This window comes from Cohnella endophytica (genome assembly GCF_003628305.1).
GTDB lineage: Bacteria > Bacillota > Bacilli > Paenibacillales > Paenibacillaceae > Cohnella > Cohnella endophytica.
This window is the reverse complement of the sequence record NZ_RBZM01000004.1, coordinates 303,328-326,555: the sequence shown is the minus strand read 5'-3', so window position 1 is coordinate 326,555 and position 23,228 is coordinate 303,328. Positions and strand designations below refer to the sequence as shown.

Sequence of the window (23,228 nt, the reverse complement as noted above, 5' to 3'; positions counted from 1 at the left end):
AATCGAGAACCGCTTGCGACAAAGTTATAGGAATTCATGGTGAAGTCGACCGGCCAGAACGTAACTTTCCCTTCCGCTACCGATGCGCTTGAGCTTAAAGAAACAGCCAATATATGAATATATGGAAATAAGCATAGCAAGGATATTAGGAATAGTATAGTCATATTTAAATAGTCAAATGTGATTTTCCCTGCAGACCTTTTCATTTACATACACCTTCGTTCGCTTAGAAGATTCGATAATTGGCAAATTTCGAAGCTAACGCATACGACACCGAGACCATAACGAGGGATACGCATGATTTGAACAATCCGATCGCTGTTCCGATATCGTATTTTGCGCCCAGAAGTCCGATTCGATAGTTGAAAGTATCGATAATATCGCCGCTTTGAAACACGACCGGATTATACAACACGAAAATTTGTTCGAATCCGGCATTCAAAATATCGCCCAAGCTTAAAGTTCCGAGCAGAACGATAATCGGCATCATTCCGGGAAGCGTGACGTGCAGCGTTTGTTTCCAACGGTTCGCTCCGTCAATGACGGCAGCCTCGTACAAAGCAGGGTTAATGCTGGTCAACGCAGCCAAGTAAATGATCGTATTGAACCCGGTAGATTTCCACAAATCCGTAATGACCAGCATATAAGGGAAGACGCGATTATCTCCAAGAAAGAAAACAGGCTGAAAATGAAGCGATGCCAGCATTTGATTGATCATTCCGTCGGAAGATAAGATGTCGCTAATAATCCCGCCCAAGATGACCCAGGATAGAAAATAAGGCAGATAGGTCACCGTTTGGACGGCTCTCTTGAGCCAGGCTTTGCCTACTTCGTTCAGAAGAATGGCGAATAGGATCGGCGCGACCGTGCCCGCCACGATCTTCATAGAGGCAATGAACACGGTATTCCATAACACGCGGGGAAACTCGGGCATGCCGAACACGTATTTGAAATTGTCGATTCCGATGAACGGCGAAGCGAAGTAGCCTCCGCTCGCGAACCTTGCGATATTGAATTTCTGGAAAGCCAGCACCAAGCCAGCCATCGGCCAATAACTATAAATAAATACAAGCACGACTCCCGGCAAGAGCATAAAGTGCAGCGGAATGTTCCGCTTCATATCGACCGCACGAGAAATTTCAGCCACCTCCGCCATATCTTCGAGGCAAGGGATGAACAGGCATACCTTGCCTCTCCGGTTCATTCCGCTTCCTTACTTCTTATTAGCGGTATACCAAGCGTTCGCTTCCTGGGTCATCTTGTCTCCGCCGAGCTTGTACCAATCTTCCACGAATTTATCGTATTCGTTTACGTCCGACCCCATGATGATTTTCACCAAAACGTCGTTAAACCTCACGTCGAGCGCATCCTTATTCTCGATCATGGCCGGAGTCAGCGTTCCCGTAAATTTATCGTATAGAAGCCGGCCGTCCTTCTCGTATTCCAGATGATGCCTAATCGATCCGCCAGGACCGTACATCGCGAAATAAGGCCAATTGTCGAGCGTTCCGTTATTCATATAATCGACGACTTTATCGTAGGCGTCTTTCTCGATGGTCGTTAACGATGACGTGATCTTAGTCTCCAGAGCTTTATTGATGTTCACGTACTTATTGTCCTCTTGCCTTGGCATCAGCTGCTGCACGACCGTATATTTCCAAATGCTACGATTTGTTTGCGCGTCGATATTGTATTTGGCATAGTCCGCATTCGGACCGAACAGTTTCTCGGTAGCAAGATTCAGCATTTTGATGACCGCTTCCGGATGCTCCGCGTTTTTCCTAACGACGAACCGATTCAAAATTTCCAGTCCCGGAACCGGCATTTTGGCTTGCCGATCGTCGGCCGATACGATGGCGTACGCTTTCCAATCCGACTTCGGATCCGCCTGCTTCAGAGATCGCAACGGGTAATCGGGAAAATAGTATTCTCCATAGATCAGACCGTATTTGCCTTGTGCGGTATCTTCTTCGAGCTGTTCTCCCTTTTTTAAAGCGAATTCCTTTGGAATCAGTTTGTTCTTGTACATATCCTGGAGCATTTTCAAAGCCGGCTTCATGACGTCCGCCTGCGTTTTGCCGTATACGAGTTTCCCGCTTGCATCTTCCACCCAAGAATTAGGGTAAGCGTGGAATCCATAGAAGATCGGATCCAAGTTGTAATAACCGTCCGGTTCCGTGCCGTCTCCCGATACGTACAAACCTGTCGTATCGGCTTTGTTGTTCCCGTCCGGATCTTGCGTTGCGAAGGCATTAGCGATCGCAACGACATCGTCCATCGTCTTGGGCTCGGGCAAGCTAAGTTTTACGCGCCAATCTTCCCTGACCCACAGCACCAACGACGCATCGATAGGATCGTGCCACCTCGGGATGGAATACATCCTGCCGTTTCGTTTACTGCCTTCCAATGTGCGTCCGCCGTCGCGAGTCATTAAGTCTTTCACAAGAGGCGAGGCATATTTCTCGTAGACGTCCGTCAAATCTGCCAGTTGCCCCTGATCCACGAGTTGATCGAACATCGTAGAGTCGCCGGGCAAAGCGAATATATCGGGCAAATCTCCGGAAGCGACCATTAAAGTCAGCTTATCTACGTTATCGCTTCCCCATAGCACGTTGACATCAATGCCGAGCTCGTCTGCGTAAGTTTTGATCCATATATTGTTGCTCGGAGATTCTCCCGGCAAAAACTTGGCGTTGCCTGCGATCAGGGTGTTCACCGCAGTCATCTTGATCGGCGGATCGTATTTGCCGAACGGATCAGCGTCTACCGCAACCGTCCCCGTTGAGGCGGAAGAACTTGACGATGGCGCATCGGATTGCGATTGCGGCGTTGTTGAGGCATTATCGTTGTTTCCCGAACAGCCCGCAAGCGTTAATGAGGTCAACGCAACAACGGTTGCTAATACGTAGGCTACTCTTTTCATGGATCCATCCCCCATAAGATTCGATTGTGTCCAACTCGCTATCTCCTGATCTTATTGTAAGGAGGACGAAGCTTTGATGAAATATCAGTTTTCCTAGATCTATATAAGATTACATATGAATCTCTTTATACCGCAAAAAAAGTCGAAGCTCATCTTGAGAGCTTCGACTTTTTTTGTTTCCGTAAAAACTAATTTTTAGGATTGGCACCATATCGATTATTGTTTTTCTGGCTATCTTGACATGAAAATACTAGCAATACGATGAAACCGATTATGGGAACCAAACTAATTAAAAGCCACCATGCGCTTCTTCCGGTATCATGTAATCTACGAAATGAAACAGCTAAAGAAGGCAGCAGAATAGCCAAGGAATAGATTCCCGTCAAAAATGAGGATAGATTAGCGACTGACTCGATTGTTGCAAGGACGATGGAAACGATGGCACTGAAAAGAGCAAACATCCAGTATTCCTTACGTCTAGCTCTCCCTTGAAATCCTACGTAATTCTTTAACGCCTTCAAGTACCATACCATGTTTATACTTCCCCCAATGAGGCATTTGTTTTGTTTACGGTATCGAATATAACATTAAAAGAATGCCCCCAAATACAATCAAATTATTCCATCATCCTGCCCGGCACCGGGCGACTATTACCCGATAACGTTGCATATATTCCCATATTAATTATCGTTGTCCGATGACGTGAAATGACAGTCATGCATGACCTAAAGTGACTTTTTCGTGACTGGCAAACCTGTAATCCCGTGTTAAGCTTTACAGGTAAACGCGCGATCAGGAGGAATTTGGAAAAAATGTCGAACTCTAAAGAAGATGTTAAATCTGAATGAGTTACTATTTCATGAAAGGGGTTAATGAATTGTCTCTAAATGGATATTCGGGTCTTAACGAAGACTGGCTTAACGCACTTGTATTCATCCATGTTTTATCCGCGATTATCGGAATCGGGCCTACCTATTTCGCCCACGTCTTGCTGCGCAGGGGGCAAAATTTCGGACAGCTTCGCAACTCGATCGGATTGTTGCCCAAGCTGGAGAAATTCCCGAAACTTCTCGGCTCCGTCGCCGTCTTAAGCGGGCTGCTTCTCGCCTGGCTCGGAGACTATGGCTTCAAGGAGCTATGGATTTACGGCTCGATCGCGATTTACGTGCTTATTCAGATCGTCGTAATCGCGTTCATGTCCCCTGCCGCCCAGAAATTGAGCGTTAAAGTTCTCGCCGCCACGGATACTGCGGAGCAATCGGTATCGCCCGAGCTTGCCGCAGAAATTGCGAAGGTCAACAAGATTAATTATGTAGCCACTAGCCTCGGAGTCCTCCTCTTCTTATTCATGTTTTTTAAGCCGACTCTGTAACTTACTTACCGCTAGCCTTGAAGCCATCCCGGAAGTCGGGATGGCTTTTTAATTGGAAACCCTAATCGATTTTTCCACACTGACAAATGACCGCGGGAAGACTATAATAACAAAGGTACGGATTTTTATTATCGGAATGTCTTAGAGGTGCATGAAGTGACTATAATCGTATACGATCTGGAGATGACGGTTCGCCGTAAAAAAGGCCAGATCGCCGAAATAATCGAGATCGGCGCGGCCAGAGTCGGCGTTGTCGACGGCGTCCCCCAAATTATCGATACTTTCCAATCGTTCGTTAAACCCGCGATCGTTCCTCAACTATCCGCCGACACGACGACGTTTACCGGGATAACCCAGGATGACGTAAACAGTGCGGGTTCGCTCTCTCAAGTATTGCGGGCCTATGCGGATTGGATGGGCACGGAAGAATACTTCTTATGCGCATGGGGACCGGATGACCTCCGTCAACTCGTACAAGAGTGCCGTCAACATCAGATCCCGACGGATTGGATCGTCAATCATAACAATTTGCAAAAAATGCTATCCAAGATCTACAAGCTGGAGAAGCATCAACAGATGGGCTTGAAGCCCGCGCTCGAAATGCTGGAAATTCCATTCGCGGGCTCCCACCATCGCGCGATGGACGACGCGATCAATACGGCGCACATCCTCGTCAAGCTTTTCGATCAATTCCAGTTTAAGCGCAACAAGCTTAGCGACGAAGCGAGAATCGAGAGCGAGGTCGTCTACAAAACCGACCACTACGAGAATCTCCCCTTCGCCGGTCTTGCGAACCTATTCCCCGAGCAAAACAAATAACCTCTTGGCCGTTAGGCCTTGAGGTTATTTGGATTTAAGCAGCCGCAATGACGGTTGATTCAGCATAATAATCGCCGATATGCGCGTGCAGTCTTCTAGTCAACTCGTCCGCTACAGTGGTATAATCAAGGATAAGACATTCCGATTTAACCGAAAGCGAGGGGCTATTGTTGGCTAACAAAAAAATGCGTTCAGACATGATTACCAAAGGCTTCGACCGCGCTCCGCACCGCAGCTTGCTGCGAGCGGCAGGCGTTAAAGAAGAAGATTTCGGCAAACCTCTTATCGCGGTATGCAATTCTTACATCGACATCGTTCCCGGACACATTCACTTGCAGGAATTCGGCAAAATCGTCAAGGATGCGATTCGCGAAGCCGGCGGCGTGCCTTTCGAGTTTAATACGATCGGCGTCGACGACGGCATCGCGATGGGCCATATCGGCATGAGATACTCTCTGGCAAGCCGCGAGATTATCGCCGACTCCGTCGAGACGATGGTTAATGCCCACTGGTTCGATGGCATGGTATGTATCCCGAACTGCGACAAAATCACGCCCGGAATGATGATGGCCGCGCTTCGCGTCAACATCCCGACGCTGTTCGTCAGCGGCGGACCGATGAAAGCCGGCCGTACGAGCGATGGTCGCGCGATCTCGCTCACTTCCGTATTCGAAGGCGTTGGCGCGTTCATGACCGGCAAGATCGACGAGAAGAGCCTTACCGAGCTTGAACAATACGGTTGCCCGACATGCGGTTCTTGCTCCGGTATGTTCACGGCCAACTCCATGAACTGCCTCGCCGAAGTGCTTGGTCTCGCGCTGCCGGGTAATGGCACGATCCTGGCCGTCGCTCCGGAACGCCGCGATTTCGTCAGACAATCCGCAAGACAATTGATGGAGCTCGTTAAGCTGGATATCAAGCCTCGCGATATCGTGACCATCGACTCGATCGACAACGCGTTCGCGCTCGATATGGCGATGGGCGGCTCCACGAATACCGTTCTTCACACGCTAGCTTTAGCGCATGAAGCCGGCATCGATTATCCGATCGAGCGAATTAACGAAGTAGCGAAACGCGTACCTTATTTGTCCAAGCTCGCTCCGGCTTCCGATCACCATATCGAAGATTTGCACAATGCAGGCGGCGTTAGCGCTATCATCAACGAGCTCTTCAAGAAGGAAGGCGCTCTGAAAGGCGACGTTCTGACCGTATCGGCCAAGACGTTGCGCGAGAACGTCGAAGGTGCCGAGATTACGGATCATTCCGTCATCCGTCCGATCGACGATCCGCATTCCAAAGAAGGCGGATTATCCGTCCTCTTCGGTAACTTGGCACCGGGCGGCTCGATCATCAAAGTCGGCGCAGTCGACAAATCGGTCGGCGGCTATCACCGCGGTCCGGCCATCTGCTTCGATTCCCAAGAGGAAGTTCTTCAAGGGCTAGCGGAAGGCAAAGTCAAAGAAGGCCACGTCGTAGTAATCCGCTACGAAGGACCTAAAGGCGGACCGGGCATGCCCGAGATGCTTGCTCCGACTTCCCAGATCGTCGGCATGGGCCTTGGAACCAAAGTCGGTCTTATCACCGACGGACGTTTCTCCGGCGCATCCCGCGGCATCGCCATCGGACATATTTCGCCGGAGGCGGCGGAAGGCGGCCCGATCGCATTCGTCGAGGACGGAGACATTATCGAGCTGGATATGAACAATCGTTCGATTACCCTCGAAGTGAGCGATGCCGAGATGGATCGCCGCCGTTCCGAATGGAAAGGCTTCGAGCCGAAGATCAAACGTGGCTATCTTGCCCGTTACTCCGCAATGGTAACCAACGCCAGCATGGGCGGCGTCATGAAAATGTAAATCTAGAAATCATACAAAAGAACCGTCCCTCGCAGGGACGGTTCTTTTGGGCTATGCGATATTCTTAAGGCTTCTATACGAGCTTGCCGATCGTGCTTTCTTCGAAATCAGCAAGCTCGACTTCGCGATCCGCGCTAATACTCGCCGCGCTCTCGATCTCGGCGGAATTTTTGTTTGCCGGCCTGCGTTTGCGGGGACTTGACTCGTCGGCCCAGCTTAGCAACATTTCCCGGGGCATAACGATCATCCGCGGGTTCATCGTATCGCCTTTGCCGCGAACTCTTTCGTTACCTGACGGATGAATGACTCGTATTAGAAAACGAAGGTATAAATTCGTCATCCAAGAGAACATGCTCTTTGGAAGTTCGAACGTCTCATAACCTAGAACGTCCGCTCCCCGATGGATCATCGAGATTCCGTAGAGAGCTTTGACTTGGTCGCCCTTAGGAGCGATAGCCAGCTCTCGCGCCATATCGGGAAGCGCTCCTTGCATCTCGCGTATGATTCGAATGCCGACTTGCATCGTAGACTTGGACTTCATGCTTAGGTCGAACAGCATCTGATTATCGAAATGGATTTCCATGATTTGATCCCCGGAACGAAGCGTCTGACCTTCCACAAAGTCGAGCGGAGGTCCGGAATATTTCCGAATCCGATAATTGAAGAAGTGACTGGTACCTACCGGGCGAAGTCTGAAAAGAACATGGAATACTTTTTCGTAAACCATCCACAAGCTGACGATGATTTTCTTAACGGGGCCGATCGCTTGTTGATTGTCGTCGGCGGGCTCGCCGCGGGATATCGGACTCTTCGCGTCGCGACGCGCGGAAATCTTCGCGTTCTTGGCACGCTCCGTGACGGCGATCATGTCATCGATCCCGACGAACCGGAAGCCCAATTGTTTGCCGTCGTCCAGAATCCTCTCCAATGCCGAAATCGTACTGGCCGGGGCGTCGCGATCCGCGCCGAACGTAATCCCGCAATCGTGTAGCAGGAATACTTGTCCGGGCTTCAGCTTCCGCTTCATTCTCTTGTACAGCTTCTCCGCGCCTACGCGTTTACGCCAATCGCCGAATAGCTCTGACCACAGTACGATTTGCAAATAACCGAGGTTCGCGAAATCGAACACGTTCACGATCCCCCAAGGAGGGCGATAATACATCGGTCTGGAGCCCGTAATTCGCTTGATAACGTCAGAAGTGCGGTGGATTTGCCGTTTCACCGTGCTTGGACGCATGAACCAGTTCGTATGGTGGACGTAATTGTGGATCCCGATAACGTGACCTTCCGCATGAATGCGGGCGATGATATCGGGATGCCGTTCGGCGTTCTCGCCGACGACGAAAAATGTCCCCTTGGCACCGGTACGCTTCAATAAATCGAGCAACTTCGGCGTATAGACCGGATCCGGTCCGTCATCGAACGTAAGAGCGATATCCGTATCCGATATTCCTTTCATAAACACCCTAAAGCCAAAAATCCGGCTAATTAAAGCCGGCAAAAAAGCATAAAAAGCCAAAAAATAAAAACCGATCCAAAGGATGATTTCCATGCCTTCCCCACCATCTTGATTGCCGTATTTAAAGTGCGCACGGTAGTACGTATACATCTATTTTATCATATACCACCGTAAAATAGGCATTCTTATAGGCATCTTTTTTGGAATCGTGTACAATAAGCACTAAATGGCAAGCATACTTAATTGAGCGAACGTAAAGAAGGATGGGTCTAACGATGTTGTCTTTGTACCAAAAGTATTGGCGAACCGCATTCGATATCGGCGTAATCGCATTAACCGTCTGGCTGACGATGTACTTGTTCAGTTACTTGTACAATCTTGCCACCCCCGTTTTCTTGTCTTTCATCGTATTCTGGTGCATCGAACCACTGGCTAAGCGTTTGAATCGCTTAGGTCTGCGCAAAGCGTTCGCATCGGGCATTAGCGTCTTGCTTTTCGTCCTCGTCATTCTCGCGATCTTTATCGGACTCGGTTTTATTTTCACGCAACAGATCAGCCAGTTAAGCGATAACCTGCCGAAGTACCAGCAGCTTCTTCAACGCCAGATCGAATTATTGACCGCTAATCTGCAAGGCAAAATAGAATCTCTGCCTCCCGACATCTCGGCCAAGCTGACGAACGCCACCGAATTCATTACGGACAAAGGCGCCATCCTCGCGAAGGATTTCCTAGGTTGGCTAGTCGGCGCGCTCACGTCTTTTTCCGCTTTCGTGGTCAATTTCTCCATCGCGATTATCCTTGCCTACTTTTTAAGCTTGGAAATCGACATGTGGAAAAAGTTGAGCAGCGACCGCGCGCCCAAAACGATCAAGATCGCTTTCGATTTTCTCCGCACGAACGTTTTTAGAGGAATCGGAGCTTACTTGAAAGCCCAAGGAAAGCTTATCAGCATTACGTTTATCGTTATCTTCATCGCTTTGCTCGCGCTCCGCGTAGACAATGCGTTCGCGATCGCTCTGTTAGCCGGAATATTCGACGTCCTGCCGTTGCTAGGCGTAAGCACGCTCTTCATTCCATGGATCGTCTACTTATTCGTGGTCGGGGACACGCCGCTCGCCATCTGGCTGACCGTATTGCTCCTCGTCGTCACGCTCACGAGACAATTCCTGGAGCCGAGAATTACGGGGCAGACCGTGGGTGTGTCCGCGTTCACGATGCTGGCGTTTATGATGGTTTCCTTGTCGCTCTTCGGCGTATCGGGCCTCATTTTGGCCCCTATCCTGATGATTTTGCTAAAAGCATTATACGATCAAGGTTACTTCCACAGATGGATTCGCTTCCCTCGGGAGGAATTCAACGTTCACCCGTTGCAGCCGCAACCGTCGGATCCTTCTCCTCCAGAAAGCGAAGCGCGTCCATGATCGCACCGAATACCGTGGCGCCCCGATTGCTCGCGCCTGCCGGCTGATCCTCGATCAGCACGGCTACCGCATAACGCGGACGATTGATCGCAGGGCCGTAACCGACGAACCAATGGTCGTTACGGCCTTTTTCCTTGCCCGCAAGCTCCGCGGTTCCCGATTTCCCCGCCAGAGTCCACTTCGCATTACTCAACGCGCGTTCCGCCGTCCCCTCCGTTACGACGGCCCGCATACCCTCCCTCAAGAGCGCCGCCGTACGCGGTTCGATCTGGCCGTATTTCGATTTACCGGACTTAACTCCGAGCGTCGTCATCAGATTCCCGTCAGCATAACGAACTTCCTTCACGAGCCTCGGGGAAAACACATGACCGTCATGCAAAATCGCGACCGCCATGTTCGCGGCTTGCAGTGGCGTTACGCGTACGTCTCTTTGGCCGATTCCTGTTCCCGTTCTAACGCCTCCGTCTTTGGCCGATTCCTTGTCCTTGAAAATCGAACCCGCTTCTTCTTCCCCAAGCAGCCGCAGCGGCTTGCCGTCCGCGAACTTCTCCGTATGCCAACCGATCTGCCTTCCGAGCCCCATTCTCTCTGCAGTAATCTGCAACCAAGCAGGATCCATCCGTTCCGCCAAACCTGCGAAAACGACGTTGCAAGATTGCGCGTAAGCTTGCTCCAAGGTCAGATCGCCGTGACCGCCTTCCTTCCAGCACTTCAAACCGTATTTCCCGTAATGCCCGTCGCAATGAAACTTTTCATTCCAATCCGTCACTCCGGATTCAAGGGCCGCGGCCAGCGTTACCGTCTTGAATACGGAGCCCGGAGGCGCGGCCGTTAGCGCGTGATTGCGCTCGTCCGTGCCTTCGGTACGGATATGATAAGGATCGAGACGCGGTAACGACACCATTGCCCTGACATCCGAGTTGGCGGCATCCAAGACGACCGCGGCGCCTTTATGAATGCCGTATTTGCGGAGAACGCCTTCAACGGCGAGTTGAGCGTCCAAATCCAACGTCGTGTTCACCTTTACCGGAAAATGAGGGTTATTCGGTACTTTCAGCCTCAACCCGAGTCCTCCTAAAGGCAATCTCTCCGCGTTCGTAACTTGCATCGCCTTCGTTGGGGCGACGCCTTGAAGCAACCGATCCATCGATTTCTCCAATCCCGCCCCGCCGATCGGATCCGTTTCCTTCATTTGTTGCTCGTCCAGCCTCTTCGCATAGGCAAGGCGTACTTGCTCCGGATGCTGCGAGATATAGCCTATCGCATGCAAAGGCGATAATCCGTCGGGATAACGATTAAGTAACGGCACTACCGCAACTCCTAGCAATTTCGTTCGTTCCACCGCACGGATTTGCGTTTGCGTCAGATCCATTACCCGACCGCTTCCCGTTTCCCTCCATGCTTCGGGCACGCGCAATTCCGATAACCAATCCTCTAAACGTCGCGCTTTCACTCCAAGAGAAGCAGCCAGAAGCACGACGTCCTCTTCCGCGCCCCGCGACATGCCATTATCCGGGAAAGCAGCCAAGGCTTGCACGGCAATACCCGTAATCGCCCTACCGTAACGATCGAAGAACTGTCCCCGTCCGCTGTCCAGCAATAGCTCGTCCGAACGCTGCAACAAAGCGTTTTGCCTCAAAGAGCCGCTTGCCGTTTGCCAGTTGCCCAACCCTAGCTGCAACCACGCTAAGCGGGCTCCTTCCACGCCGAAGATGATCGCGATCAGCAATAGTACGTGAAATCCGCGAATGGCCCAATCCTTTTTCAAACCGTTCACCCTTCCCTGCCCGTTCCATCGATGCTCCTCCACTATTGTTTCCAAAATAAACCTAAAAAAGCAGATCGACAGGAAAGGATTCCTGTCGATCTGCTCTCGAAATGCATTTTATTAGGCGACCGTGAACCGGCTCAACGACTCGCGAAGCTCGACGGATACCGCCTCGAGTCTATTGGACAACTGCACCAATCCGTCGCTGATGTTCAATTGCTCGTTACTTAGGGAGGCCACTTCCTCCGAGGTTGCCGAAGCTTCCTCGGCAACCGCGCTAACGTTGCTCATCGCCAGCGAAAGCGTGTTCTGCGCGTCTTCCAGATGACGTACGGAATCCGTCGCGGATTCCAAGCGGTGAACGAAGCTTCCCATGTTATCTTGGACCGTCACGAAAATTTGGTTCGCTTCGCGCACGGATTCGATTTGTTCCTTGAAGATCGGATACGCTTCCGACAATACCGAAACCGTTTCGTCGATCTCGCCCTGAATTTTCAGCACGATGCTGCCGACGATGCTGATCGAATCGCGCGATTGGTCCGCCAGCTTGCGGATTTCGTCCGCCACGACCATAAAGCCTTTGCCCGCGGCTCCCGCTCTGGCCGCTTCGATCGTCGCGTTCAAGGAGAGGATGTTCGTCTGTTTCGATATGTTGCCTAGAACGTCGAGAATTTTGCGAATCGACAGCGTGCTCTCTTTCAGCTTGTCGACCTTTTCGACCATCGAACGCGTCATCTCTTCGGTCTGGCTTGTTTTCTGGATGAGACCATTCATGTAAATAGTACCTTTGCGTCCGGCTTCTTCAACCTCGTTCGCGGATTGTCCCATTTCGTTGTTGGATTGAATGACCGACTGTACTTGGGATCCGATCTGGATAGTAAGATCCGTTCCTTTCTCGGATTCGACCGCCAGATTCGTCGCTCCGTTCGCGATTTCTTCCGTTGCAATGGCGATTTCCTTGGCCGCCCCTGCCGTCTTGCGAGACGAATCCGTCAACGATACGGCAGTATCCAACACTTCTTGGGCGGAACGGTTCGTTTGCTTAACCAAACCGGTAATCTCTTCCATCATCCGGTTGAAGCTGTCGGACACTTGGCCGATCTCGTCCTTCTTGCGAATGGTCGAACGGACGGTCAAGTTGCCTCTTTCCCCTTCATTCATCAACGTACGCAACTGGGCGAGCGGTTTGCCGACCGTCACCATGACGATCAGACCGATTCCGGCCGCGATCAATGCCGCGATCAGGGACACGACCAACGTCAAATTGCTGATCGCCTTGGCGTCTTTTACGAGAGAGGATACCGGAATGTTACCGATCAGCCTCCAACCGCTTTTCTCCAGAACGCCCGCCGACGACAACGTCTTGGTACCGTCTACGTCAACTGTCGCGGTGCCGCTATCTCCAGGCAAATCGTAACCATATTTCGTCCCCCATTTTTTCGGGTCCGGACCGTAGACGATCATGCCGTCATTCGAAACGATGTACGAGGAACTCTTCTCCCCGAAATTAACGGTGCTCATCTGTTCGGCAAGCGATTTTGTCTTGATCTCGAGAATGAGGTAATAAGGCTTGCCTTGCGTAAGCATCCGTCCGACGGTGAACGTAGGCGAATTGCGATTGCCGTCCAATCCGTTCGGCAATGTCGTGCTCCATACGGCCCTGCCGTTACCGTCGGCGATCGCTTTAAGAATCGGCTCGCTAATGGCTTCGTCCTTGGAAATCGAGTTTCCCGTCGTCATGTACTGGCCTGCGGGGTCTTTAGGGATCAACGATATCGATTCGTAGCTCGAATCCGCCATCGCAATGCCGTTCAATTTATCCGTTAACTGTCTTGCCGTGTCGAATAACTCGTAATCGTCTTTCGTAAGCGCAAGCGTACTCAAATAACTCGTAAAAGTGCTGTCGGTAATGAATTGCAGGGATTGTCTTTCATAGCCGTCGAGCAGCAAGGAGATTTTTCCGGCCGTCTGCTTTGCCGTTTCCGCGCTGGAATCCGCGACTTTCTGCTGGATTATCGAACTCGACTTCGAGTAAGAGAACCAGCCAAGCGTCAAGACGCAAGCCAGAATACTACAGAAAATCAATAAAAACAGCTTCATGCCGACGGAACGGATCGGATTCTCGATTTTGGTTCCTCTGAGCTGATCTCCTACTTTTCTCGATAAACCGCTTACACCTTGGGACGCTTTCTTCCAATTTTCCGTCCCCATTTTCTCACGCCACGATTTTTTCATCCTGTAATGACCCTCCAACTATGTAGTGACGACCGACTTGCGGCACAAAAAAACCTGCCGAATAACCCACAAAGTATATATCGGCTGTTAGAGTCCACAGCGTTAACTTTATGGAGAAATTCGACAGGTTCTTCAGAATTTCCTTTAGTTTTTACAAAAAATTAATCATTTTATACATTTACGCATTAAATCCAGTGGGAAAACGGGATGTTCCGTCTTCAAACGCACCTTTTGGAGGGGATGCCGAGCCACGCTTAGCGGACCGCCTTCTACGTCGGTCAAATCTCCGACCTTCTGCGCGAACTGTCTGCCGCCCGGCCCGATGAACTCCACTTCCATGCCGGGACGGAACGGACTGCGCTGCTGTACGGTCGCCATTCCCGTCGATTCGTCGTAATCGGTCACGATCGCCGCGAAATCGTACGGAGCAGGCTTCTCTTCCGCTTCGTAGATATGCTCCCCGGATCCGGGAACCGAGTAGAAAAAGCCGGTATTCAGCGGGCGATTGGCCGCCTTGCCGATCTCATCGACCCACTCCGGCTTCAGTCGGTAGCCTTCGGGATCGGCCATATAGGCATCGATAGCTTGCCGGTAAGCGTTCACGACGGATGCGACGTAATGAATGCTTTTCATCCGGCCTTCAATCTTGAAGCTGTCCACGCCCGCATCGATCAAATCCGGAATATGCTGGATCATGCACAAATCCTTGGATCCCATCGTGAACGGATTTTGTCCTTGCTCCATGACGGACTCCTCGTCCGCGTGCAAATCGTATTTCCAGCGGCATGATTGGCAACATCCTCCGCGGTTGGAATCCCGGTCCGTGAAATGATTGGACAATACGCAGCGTCCCGATACGGAGGAGCACATAGCTCCATGGATGAAAACTTCGAGCTCCACGTCCACTTGATGCTTAATCTCCCGAATTTCATCCATCGTCGTTTCTCTGGCCAACACGACGCGGGGCAAACCTTCCTCTTTCCAGAATCTAACCGCTTGCCAGTTCATCGTCGATTGTTGGGTGCTAAGATGCACTTCAAGCTTAGGCGCGTATTTCTGAGCCGTCTCCACGATGGCGGGATCCGCGGCGATAATCGCCGCGATGCCCGCATCCTCGAGCTGCTTCAGGTATTCCGCTATGCCATCGAGATCCTCTTGATGCGCATAAATATTCGTAGCCACGAATACTTTTGCTCCGTATTTCGCGGCGAACTCTCCCCCTTCGCGCATTTCCTCGAAGCTGAAGTTATCGGCGTTGGAACGCAAGCCATACTTCTGACCTCCGATATAGACGGCATCGGCGCCATAGTGTACGGCGAATTTCAATTTCTCCAAGTTTCCCGCCGGCGCCAGCAGTTCGGGCTTGTCTAACCTATGTCTTTTCCCTGTCCGCTTCGTTGCGTTCTCGATGACGGATCGGCTCATCAGAATGACCTCCTTGCGGTTAGTAATCAGGTTACGGGATTAATAGACCTGCTCTTTGTATAGAAATCCGAAACCGAGCTCCCGGTTCGGGTTCTGCAAAGCTTGAATGTCCGCCAGCAAATGCGGATTAAAACGATATTCTTTCGAATCTCGTTGCCAGTCGTCCAGCGCCGCGCGATAGCCGCGTAACACCGTCTCGTTATATTGTTCCGTCTTCAGCAGCGACTCGACGTATAGGCAATCGACGCCTGCTTCGATGAGTTCGGGCAGCGCTTCGAGCAAACAAATGTCATCCGGGCTCATGACATGTGTGCCGTTATCGTCTTCGTAGACGGGAAACTTCTCGTCCGGACGTTCCGCTTCCACGAGGAACAACCCTTTGTCGGGGCCTTTGCGAATAAGCGTCGCTTCGCGGCCCAGATGTTCAAGATAACTCTGAAGCAAATTCCGATGAGAGTGATAAATGTTCGTCATTCCATGAACCTGTATTTGAACTTCCATGCCGGCTTTGGCTTTCAGGTCAACGATTTCCTCTTCGTTTAGTTCCCTCGCCACGACGGCGCGAGCGGCACCCCTGCGACCCCAATAGGAAGCGGTTGCCGAATTCGTGCCGGTCATCTCCGCGTTCCAATGCCATGCAAGCTCCGGCGCGTATTGCCGAACGTTCATAAGAACGGCCGGATCGCCGAATACGATCGCGTCCGCCTGCGCTTCCCGGACCGCGCTTAGATATTCAGGCAAGTAGGGAAGCTCGTCGTTGCGGAAAAGCTTGTTCATGTTGACATAGGCTTTAGCGCCTAAGGAATGCGCGATTCTCACCGCTTCGTTCAAGTCGCTTGCGACGATGTCGGCCGGCTGTCGCATGCCGAATCTCGATTCGCCGATCAGAACGGCCGTCGCGCCGGCTTGAATATATCGCTCCATCTGCCGCAAGGAGCCTGCCGAGATGAGCAATTCGGGTATGACTGCAGTAATGGGAATACACCTCCGGGAAGTCTTCGACCCGGCGATCGCGCCGCAAGCATCCCATAGTAGGTGCTTCCAAGCGCTATAGCCGGGTCGGGGCGCGTTCGATTAGAAACGCGTCTTCCTATTTTTTAACGTTTTTCTCGCTAAGCTGAATGTTCTTCTGATGCTGCTTATACGTGACCGCGAACAGATGCGTGTTCGTTCCGTCTTTTTTCGTTACGTAATACAAGTAGTCGGACTTGCCCGGGAAGAGCGCGGCTTCGATCGATTTCAAGCTCGGGCTTGCGATCGGTCCCGGAGGCAGACCCGCGTTCAAGTACGTATTGTAAGGACTATTGACCTTCAGATCGCCTTCGAGCAAGCGTTCCTTTTGTTTGTCGAGCAAGTATTGGATCGTCGCGTCGATCTGCAGCGGCATTTTCTTGGTCAACCGGTTCTGTATGACGCTCGATACGATCGGACGCTCATCGTCGACGACGACTTCGCGTTCCACCAAGGAAGCGATCGTCAACAGCTGATGAACGGTCAGGCCTCGTTCCTCGAGGGTACTCTGCCAATCCTCGGGCAACTGGTCGAGTTTGTGATCGAGCTCGGACAGCATCCGATTTATGATATCCAATTCGGTGCTTCCTCGCTTCATTTCGTAGGTTTCCGGGAATAAATAACCTTCCAGCGGATATTTCAAGTTCTTGTCCGTAGGAATCGCGCGCGTCCAAGTCGAACCCGCCCAGAGCTCCGGTTTGCTTGCGGCGTCCAAGAACTTGGCTTTGTCCACGGATGCGGTTTCCGCAAGCCTGTTCGCGATTTGCTCGATCGTGAATCCTTCCGGAATCGTAAACCGGATCGTAGCCGTCGCTACCGTCTCCCCGTTATTCAGCTTGGCGATAATTTGATCCCGGGTCATGCCCGGAGTCAATACGTATTCGCCGGCTTGGAAACGGGAGCCCTCGCCCTTCAATTTCAAGTAAGCGCTAAACAAAGAAGCATTACGGATTAGGCCGTTTTGCTCGAGCACCTCCGCCACCTTCTTCGCGCGCATGCCGGAGCTGATCGAAATCTGCACGGGAGTCGCCGAAGCGGACGCCGGTCGAAGTCCGTTCCACAAGTAAAAGACAATGCCTGTCATAACCGACAGTACGATACCTAAAGCGATCAGGAACGACCATAGCAATACGCGCGGCTTACGCCGGCGAACGGGCGGAACGGATGCCGTCTTGGCCGCGGTTCTCGTAAGCGGTTCCTGATTCGTCGCTTCCCGAGAAGTTGAATCGGGCGATCCCGAAGCAGCAGCCGGCCTGTTCGTTTGCGGATATGAACCGGAGCGCGTCCTGCCGCTCAGCTCCGTGGCCGCCGCGGTTTCTCCGCCGCCGCTCGATTTGTCTTCGTCGCTATTGATTTTATTGCCGTATATGGACTTCCATCCCGATGTCGGCTCATCGTCTCTATCCACGCCTATTCCCCTCCAGCAAGCCCCTCATTCGTGAAAAAGAGCGGTCGCCCGCTCTTTTTCCCTTCATCTCTTAAGGCCGTTCGTCGCTTCCGAACTGCGAATCGTCGTAAGTCTCCGCAACGAGCTCCCACTCGTCTTCGTCGGTTACCGATTCAAGCTGCGGCTCTCCGTCGGAATCGGATACGATTCGAAAAATCTCGATTTCGCCTTCTTGTTGCATTTCTTTCGATTGCAACACCGCATACCGGCCTTCTCCGACTTCGAGTTCCGACAAAATCCGGAACGTCAAGGACGCTCCGTCTTCCGTCGTTAGTTCTACGGTATCCCCGAAGAGGTGCCGAAGTTCGGACTCTTTATTGTTGCTCATCGAATTCTCCGATCAGCGTATTGAACGTTTCTTCTACCATATCCCATTCCGCCTGATCTTCGATCGGATACAGTTTCAATTCGTCGTCTTCCTCGTCGTAGCGGAACGCGAACACTTCCTGCTCCTCGTCTCCGTCTTCTTCGGCGGGAACGACCATGATGTATTTACGGTCCGTGCCGTCATCCAGTTCGAAACGCATAATGACCTCGAACGCTTCATCGTTGCCTTCGTCATCCGGAATATAAATAATTTCCGCTTCTTCTTCGTTGTTGTTAATCAAATCTGTCATGGCAGTTCCCTCATTTCGGTCTCGAGTCTAGATAGCTTTGCAGCAAGATCGCCGCAGCCATTTTGTCGATGACTAGTTTGCGCTTGCGCCTGCTCACGTCGGCTTCAAGCAACGTTCGTTCCGCGGAAACCGTCGTTAACCTCTCGTCCCAGAGCTGGACAGGTAAAGCTAGTGTTTGCTTCAGGCTTTCCGCGAATGCAATGCAATTTTCCCCACTTGGTCCGATCGTTCCGTTCATATTCTTAGGCAGACCGACTACGATGGATTCCACTTCGTGCTGTTTAACGAGTCCGGCGATATGCGCCATTGGGTCGCTGACCGTTTTACGGTCGATGACCTCCAAGCCTTGAGCGGTCCATCCGAATAAATCGCTCATGGCAACGCCGATTCTTCTTTCGCCGTAATCCAATCCCAGAATCCGCATGGTTACCGGTTCTGCTGAAGATAGAAACGTACGAGCTCTTCGATCAATTCGTCGCGTTCCTTCTTCCTGATCAGGCTTCGCGCATTGTTATGGCGCGGTATAAACGCCGGATCGCCCGACAGTAGATAGCCTACGATTTGATTGATCGGATGATACTCTTTTTCCACCAGCGCGTCATGCACGGTAAACAGGATATCGCGCGACGATACCTCATGAGGATCCGCGACGACGTCGAATTTAACGGTTTGGTCCAGATGATTTTTGTCCGACGAGCTCATCTCCAGCACCTCGCTTTCGCTGACAGCCTCTAAACCTTCTGCTTACATCATACCATAATCTACATTGGACAGGAAATTCGCGTCGGCGATTATTTGCGTTGCGCCAGCACGAAATTTTCGGCTGCGGCCAACGCGTCGGCCAGCTTGGACGGATCCTTGCCGCCGGCTTGCGCCAGCTCGGGTTTACCGCCTCCGCCTCCGCCGCAGATCGCGGCGATGTCCTTGATCAGCTTGCCCGCGTGCAAGCCTTGCTGCACGAGATCCGGAGTTACCGCGACGACGAGGTTTACTTTGTCTCCGTCGACGGAACCTAGCGCGAGCACGGCCGAGCCGAGCTTGAGCTTCAGCTCGTCGGCGACGCCTCTGAGGGCGTCCATGCCGCCAGCGTTCACTTGGGCGGCGAGCAGCGTCACGCCGCCGACCGTCTTGGTCGCCGACACGAGCTCGGCAGCTTCGAGGCGGCTTAGCTTGCCTTGCAGCGAGTCGTTGTCGCGCTGCAACTGGCGAATCTCGCCTTGCGCGGCTTCGATGCGCTTAGGAACGTCGGCGACGTTGCATTTCAGCAAGCCGGCCGCGCCCTTTAGGAGGCTAAGCTGATCGTCCATGTATTGATAAGCGTTGCGTCCGGTGACGGCTTCGATCCGGCGTACGCCTGATCCGATGCCGCCTTCGCTGACGAGCTTGAACAAACCGATCTGCGAAGTGTTGCGCACATGGCAACCTCCGCACAGCTCCAAGCTGTAATCGCCGACGCGAACGACGCGGACGATATCGCCGTATTTCTCGCCGAACAGCGCCATCGCGCCCATCGCTTTCGCTTCCGCGATCGGCTTGAAGCCGATGTCGAGCTCGGTACCAAGCCAGATTTGCTCGTTCACGCGGCGCTCGATGTCCGCCAATTCCTCTGGCGTTATCGCGCCGAAGTGCGAGAAGTCGAAGCGCAAGCGCTCCGGTTCGACGAGAGAGCCCGCTTGGTTGACGTGCTCGCCGAGCACGTCTTTGAGCGCGCGGTGCAGCAAATGCGTCGCCGTATGGTTGCGAACGGTATCGCTGCGTTCGGAAGCGTTAACCGAAGCCGTCACCGTATCTCCGACCCGCAGAATTCCGCCCGTTACGAGCACTTGATGTACCGACTGGCCGTGAGGCGCTTTGCTAAGTCCGCTTACTTCGGCGTTCAATCCTTTGCCGAAGAGCGCTCCGCGATCGCTCACTTGTCCGCCGCTTTCCGCGTAGAAAGGAGTCCGATCGAGAATGACGAGCACTTTCTCGTCTACGCCGGCGACGTCGACGAATTGATTGTCGGAGACGATCGCTTGGACGCGTACTTCCGCGGTCAAGCTGTCGTAGCCGACGAACTCGCTCTTCTCGGTGTAGTCGGCAAGAGGACCGCCCTGCACCTTCATGCTATCCGTCTCTTGGCGCGCCGCGCGCGCGCGATCGCGTTGCTCCTGCATGGAGGCGTCGAAGCCTTCGCGGTCTACCGTCATGCCTTGCTCCGTCGCGTAATCTTCCGTTAGATCGAACGGGAATCCGTACGTGTCGTACAATTTGAACGCGTCCGGACCGGAGATGGCCGTGCGGCCTTCCGCGCGGGCTTTCTGGCACAAATCCGCCAGGATGCCCAATCCGTCGGACAGCGTTTCGTGGAAACGTTCTTCCTCCGTGCGTATGACCTTTTCGATGAATTCGCGTTTTTCCACCACTTCCGGGTAGTACATGCCCATGATTTCCCCGACCGTAGGCGTCAATTCCCAAAGGAACGGACGATCGATGCCGAGAACCTTGCCGTAACGAACGGCGCGGCGCAACAAACGGCGAATGACGTATCCGCGGCCTTCGTTGGACGGCAGTACCCCGTCGCCCACGGAGAACGCGACCGTACGGATATGGTCGGCGATCACCTTCAGCGCAACGTCGTGCTCGACGTTCGTCTTGTATTTCACGCCGGCGATGGAGCTTGCGCGTTCGATAATCGGCATGAACAAGTCCGTGTCGAAGTTCGAATCCACGTCTTGCAGAACGGAAGCGAACCGCTCGAGTCCCGCTCCGGTATCGATGTTCTTATTCGGGAGCGGCGTGTAGCTGCCGTCTTTGTTATGGTTGAATTCCGAGAATACGACGTTCCAGATTTCGAGGAAGCGCTCGTTCTCTCCGCCCGTCGTGCAGTCCGGATCGCTCAAATCTCCGTACTTATCGCCGCGGTCGTAGAAAATTTCCGTGCACGGTCCGCAAGGACCTTCGCCGATATCCCAGAAGTTGTCCTGAAGCTTGACGATCCGTTCGGCAGGAAGGCCTATTTTCTCGCTCCAGACTCGGTAGGCATCTTCATCCTCGGGATATACGGTTACGGACAAGCGCTCCGGATCGAAGCCGATCCATTCCGGACTGGTCAAGAACTCCCACGCCCAAGTGATCGCTTCTTCCTTGAAATAGTCCCCGATCGAGAAGTTCCCCATCATTTCGAAAAACGTATGGTGGCGGCGGGTTTTGCCGACGTTCTCGATATCGTTCGTGCGAATGCATTTCTGAGAATTCGCGATGCGCGGATTTTCCGGCTTCACTCGGCCGTCGAAATACGCCTTAAGCGGCGCCATCCCCGCATTAATCCACAGAAGGGATGGGTCGTTATGCGGAACGAGCGGCGAGCTCGGCTCGATTTTGTGGCCTTTGCTTTCGAAGAACGCCAACCATTTGCTGCGGATTTCTGCTGCTTTCATCGGTTTCATCGGATGTAATCCTCCTTTAATTTTCCGTAAAAAAATAAAAAACGCCCCTGAAATCAGGGACGAAAATTTTCGCGGTACCACCCTGGTTATCGCATTCCACGGAATGCAATCTCCTCTTGCGGGATAACGGCCCTCGCCGGCGGATTTCGATCCGCACTCCGAAACGAGCTTCTCCCGTCCTTCGCACCGAAGATTTTCTCAGCCAAGCGACATTCGATGGGGAACGCGTTAGCGAGCCACGAGAATGCGCGTCGAAATCTTCTCTCTGGTTATGCGGACTACGAGGTACTTATGTTTCGTCAACGTGTTGCGATATGAATATCAAATAAATTATAGACAACGTCTTTCGGCGCTGTCAAACGGTTTTTCGATGAATGTAATAAGCTGCCACGTGTTGCACGACCACTTTCATCGCCGCGTAGAACGGAACCGCAAGGATTAGCCCCACTACGCCGGCAAGTTCGCCGCCCACAAGCAGCACTAAAATAATCGTAAGCGGGTGCATTCTCATCGTTTTCCCTACGACCTGCGGACTGATGACGTTGCTCTCGAGATTTTGGCAAATTACATTGACGACGATGACCATGAGAACCATTTTCCACGACACCGTAGTCGCCAAGACGAGAGCCGGAAAAGCTCCGAAAAACGGCCCCAGGTACGGAATGATATCGAATAGCGAGACAAACCCCGCCATCAGCAGCGGATAAGGCATGCCGATAATTAAATAACCGATATAGGCAAGTACTCCGATGCATAACGAGACGATAAGCTGACCTCTTATGTAACTGCCCAGAGCGGCATCTATGTCTTTCATCAGCCTGATCGCGTGCTTGCGGTGAGCTCTTGGAACATACTGCAAAGTCGTGCGTTCGAACACGTCCAAATCCTTCATCATGTAAAAAGCCAAAAAAGGAACGATCATCGCAAGGAACAGCACGTTAACGACTTTATCGATATTATTGAGGAAATCGGCGATCCGTTTCTCTATTTGTTTCTCCAAGTTCGCCACGGAGCTATTGATTCCGTCTCTGATGGTTTCGGGCAATACGTCGTTATTATTGAAGTGATCGGCGATGCTCTGAGCTCTCATCGTCAATTCGGGCATGTGTTCGTTTAATTCATCCACCTGTTTCATGAACATCGGGATGACATTCATCAGGATAACGACGGATACCGAGATGAACACCGCATAAATAAGCAGTACTGCCGCCGGCCTCGGAACCTTTCGTTCATGCAGCATGTTCACGATCGGATTAAGCATGTAGGAGATGACCATCGCCACCAGAAACGGGGCCAGCACCGCTTTGAGGAAGCCGAATACGGACATGAGCATCGGCCTAACGAGTATGACGAGAAACAAAGCGAGCAAACAGAGTATGGCATAGACAAGCACGGTAAACAAACGACTCTGCGTGAAACGGCCCATCTTCCCCACCCCCATGATGCC

Annotated in this window: 19 protein-coding genes; 4 read left to right on the top strand and 15 right to left on the bottom strand. The window is 52.2% G+C overall.

What is annotated here, in order from left to right; genetic code table 11:
• Nucleotides 1-226: 226 nt before the first annotated feature.
• From D7Z26_RS08000 to D7Z26_RS07990, 3 genes are all read right to left on the bottom strand, one after another.
• A complete protein-coding gene (locus tag D7Z26_RS08000; RefSeq protein WP_120976516.1) occupies nt 227-1,156 on the bottom strand; it encodes an ABC transporter permease in 930 nt (309 codons plus the stop codon).
• 57 nt (nt 1,157-1,213) lie between these two features.
• Nucleotides 1,214-2,923 (bottom strand): extracellular solute-binding protein, encoded by a 1,710-nt coding sequence (locus D7Z26_RS07995; protein ID WP_158602246.1) that lies wholly within the window; start codon nt 2,921-2,923, stop codon nt 1,214-1,216.
• Between the two features lie 188 nt (nt 2,924-3,111).
• Nucleotides 3,112-3,456, bottom strand: coding sequence for a DUF805 domain-containing protein (locus D7Z26_RS07990; RefSeq protein WP_120975638.1), 345 nt, complete (start codon nt 3,454-3,456; stop codon nt 3,112-3,114).
• A 344-nt stretch (nt 3,457-3,800) separates the two neighbouring features.
• Here D7Z26_RS07990 and D7Z26_RS07985 point away from each other — a divergent pair, with 344 nt between their 5' ends.
• From D7Z26_RS07985 to ilvD, 3 genes are all read left to right on the top strand, one after another.
• Entirely contained in the window at nt 3,801-4,295 is a 495-nt protein-coding gene (locus tag D7Z26_RS07985) for a DUF2269 family protein (protein WP_158602245.1), read from the top strand.
• Between the two features lie 156 nt (nt 4,296-4,451).
• A complete protein-coding gene (locus D7Z26_RS07980; RefSeq protein WP_120975634.1) occupies nt 4,452-5,114 on the top strand; it encodes a 3'-5' exonuclease in 663 nt (220 codons plus the stop codon).
• Nucleotides 5,115-5,281: 167 nt separating this feature from the next.
• Complete coding sequence (gene ilvD / locus D7Z26_RS07975; protein ID WP_120975632.1) at nt 5,282-6,970, top strand: dihydroxy-acid dehydratase; 1,689 nt, start codon at nt 5,282-5,284, stop codon at nt 6,968-6,970.
• A 73-nt stretch (nt 6,971-7,043) separates the two neighbouring features.
• On the opposite strand, the gene D7Z26_RS07970 is transcribed toward ilvD, so the two are convergent.
• Nucleotides 7,044-8,522: a polysaccharide deacetylase family protein gene (locus D7Z26_RS07970; protein WP_158602244.1), complete on the bottom strand. Its 1,479-nt coding sequence runs from the start codon at nt 8,520-8,522 to the stop codon at nt 7,044-7,046.
• Nucleotides 8,523-8,704: 182 nt separating this feature from the next.
• On the opposite strand from D7Z26_RS07970, the gene D7Z26_RS07965 reads away from it, so the two are divergent.
• Entirely contained in the window at nt 8,705-9,850 is a 1,146-nt protein-coding gene (locus tag D7Z26_RS07965; RefSeq protein ID WP_120975628.1) for an AI-2E family transporter, read from the top strand.
• On the opposite strand, the gene D7Z26_RS07960 is transcribed toward D7Z26_RS07965, so the two are convergent.
• From D7Z26_RS07960 to D7Z26_RS07910, 11 genes are all read right to left on the bottom strand, one after another.
• Entirely contained in the window at nt 9,783-11,618 is a 1,836-nt protein-coding gene (locus D7Z26_RS07960; RefSeq protein WP_158602243.1) for a peptidoglycan D,D-transpeptidase FtsI family protein, read from the bottom strand. The genes D7Z26_RS07965 and D7Z26_RS07960 overlap by 68 nt on opposite strands.
• 120 nt (nt 11,619-11,738) lie before the next feature.
• Nucleotides 11,739-13,853, bottom strand: a complete 2,115-nt coding sequence (locus D7Z26_RS07955; protein ID WP_233566716.1) for a methyl-accepting chemotaxis protein — start codon at nt 13,851-13,853, stop codon at nt 11,739-11,741.
• 165 nt (nt 13,854-14,018) lie between these two features.
• Nucleotides 14,019-15,278, bottom strand: a complete 1,260-nt coding sequence (locus D7Z26_RS07950) for a peptidase U32 family protein (RefSeq protein ID WP_120975624.1) — start codon at nt 15,276-15,278, stop codon at nt 14,019-14,021.
• Nucleotides 15,279-15,317: 39 nt separating this feature from the next.
• On the bottom strand, nt 15,318-16,202 hold the full coding sequence (locus D7Z26_RS07945; protein ID WP_120976512.1) for a peptidase U32 family protein: 885 nt from the start codon (nt 16,200-16,202) through the stop codon (nt 15,318-15,320).
• A gap of 166 nt (nt 16,203-16,368) precedes the next feature.
• The gene (gene mltG, locus D7Z26_RS07940; protein ID WP_233566714.1) at nt 16,369-17,697 is read right to left on the bottom strand and encodes an endolytic transglycosylase MltG; all 1,329 of its coding nucleotides are present in this window, start codon (nt 17,695-17,697) and stop codon (nt 16,369-16,371) included.
• A gap of 70 nt (nt 17,698-17,767) precedes the next feature.
• Nucleotides 17,768-18,064: a DUF1292 domain-containing protein gene (locus D7Z26_RS07935; RefSeq protein ID WP_120975620.1), complete on the bottom strand. Its 297-nt coding sequence runs from the start codon at nt 18,062-18,064 to the stop codon at nt 17,768-17,770.
• Entirely contained in the window at nt 18,051-18,353 is a 303-nt protein-coding gene (locus D7Z26_RS07930) for a DUF1292 domain-containing protein (protein ID WP_120975618.1), read from the bottom strand. The genes D7Z26_RS07935 and D7Z26_RS07930 overlap by 14 nt, the downstream gene beginning before the upstream one ends.
• Before the next feature lie 10 nt (nt 18,354-18,363).
• Nucleotides 18,364-18,777 (bottom strand): Holliday junction resolvase RuvX, encoded by a 414-nt coding sequence (gene ruvX / locus D7Z26_RS07925; RefSeq protein WP_120975615.1) that lies wholly within the window; start codon nt 18,775-18,777, stop codon nt 18,364-18,366.
• Nucleotides 18,778-18,779: 2 nt separating this feature from the next.
• The gene (locus D7Z26_RS07920; protein ID WP_120975613.1) at nt 18,780-19,055 is read right to left on the bottom strand and encodes an IreB family regulatory phosphoprotein; all 276 of its coding nucleotides are present in this window, start codon (nt 19,053-19,055) and stop codon (nt 18,780-18,782) included.
• 89 nt (nt 19,056-19,144) lie between these two features.
• A complete protein-coding gene (alaS, locus tag D7Z26_RS07915) occupies nt 19,145-21,772 on the bottom strand; it encodes an alanine--tRNA ligase (protein WP_120976510.1) in 2,628 nt (875 codons plus the stop codon).
• A gap of 364 nt (nt 21,773-22,136) precedes the next feature.
• Nucleotides 22,137-23,207, bottom strand: coding sequence for an AI-2E family transporter (locus D7Z26_RS07910; protein ID WP_120975611.1), 1,071 nt, complete (start codon nt 23,205-23,207; stop codon nt 22,137-22,139).
• Nucleotides 23,208-23,228: the final 21 nt, after the last annotated feature.

What these genes read in the sequence shown, in the direction of transcription:
- D7Z26_RS07965 (WP_120975628.1), top strand. Translation starts at nt 8,705, where the DNA reads ATGTTGTCTTTGTACCAAAAGTATTGGCGAACCGCATTCGATATCGGC.
- D7Z26_RS07990 (WP_120975638.1), bottom strand. Translation starts at nt 3,456, where the DNA reads ATGGTATGGTACTTGAAGGCGTTAAAGAATTACGTAGGATTTCAAGGG.
- D7Z26_RS07970 (WP_158602244.1), bottom strand. Translation starts at nt 8,522, where the DNA reads ATGGAAATCATCCTTTGGATCGGTTTTTATTTTTTGGCTTTTTATGCT.
- D7Z26_RS08000 (WP_120976516.1), bottom strand. Translation starts at nt 1,156, where the DNA reads ATGGCGGAGGTGGCTGAAATTTCTCGTGCGGTCGATATGAAGCGGAAC.
- D7Z26_RS07945 (WP_120976512.1), bottom strand. Translation starts at nt 16,202, where the DNA reads ATGGAGCGATATATTCAAGCCGGCGCGACGGCCGTTCTGATCGGCGAA.
- D7Z26_RS07930 (WP_120975618.1), bottom strand. Translation starts at nt 18,353, where the DNA reads ATGACAGATTTGATTAACAACAACGAAGAAGAAGCGGAAATTATTTAT.
- D7Z26_RS07920 (WP_120975613.1), bottom strand. Translation starts at nt 19,055, where the DNA reads ATGAGCTCGTCGGACAAAAATCATCTGGACCAAACCGTTAAATTCGAC.
- D7Z26_RS07995 (WP_158602246.1), bottom strand. Translation starts at nt 2,923, where the DNA reads ATGAAAAGAGTAGCCTACGTATTAGCAACCGTTGTTGCGTTGACCTCA.
- alaS (WP_120976510.1), bottom strand. Translation starts at nt 21,772, where the DNA reads ATGAAAGCAGCAGAAATCCGCAGCAAATGGTTGGCGTTCTTCGAAAGC.
- D7Z26_RS07910 (WP_120975611.1), bottom strand. Translation starts at nt 23,207, where the DNA reads ATGGGCCGTTTCACGCAGAGTCGTTTGTTTACCGTGCTTGTCTATGCC.
- ruvX (WP_120975615.1), bottom strand. Translation starts at nt 18,777, where the DNA reads ATGCGGATTCTGGGATTGGATTACGGCGAAAGAAGAATCGGCGTTGCC.
- D7Z26_RS07955 (WP_233566716.1), bottom strand. Translation starts at nt 13,853, where the DNA reads ATGAAAAAATCGTGGCGTGAGAAAATGGGGACGGAAAATTGGAAGAAA.
- D7Z26_RS07935 (WP_120975620.1), bottom strand. Translation starts at nt 18,064, where the DNA reads ATGAGCAACAATAAAGAGTCCGAACTTCGGCACCTCTTCGGGGATACC.
- D7Z26_RS07950 (WP_120975624.1), bottom strand. Translation starts at nt 15,278, where the DNA reads ATGAGCCGATCCGTCATCGAGAACGCAACGAAGCGGACAGGGAAAAGA.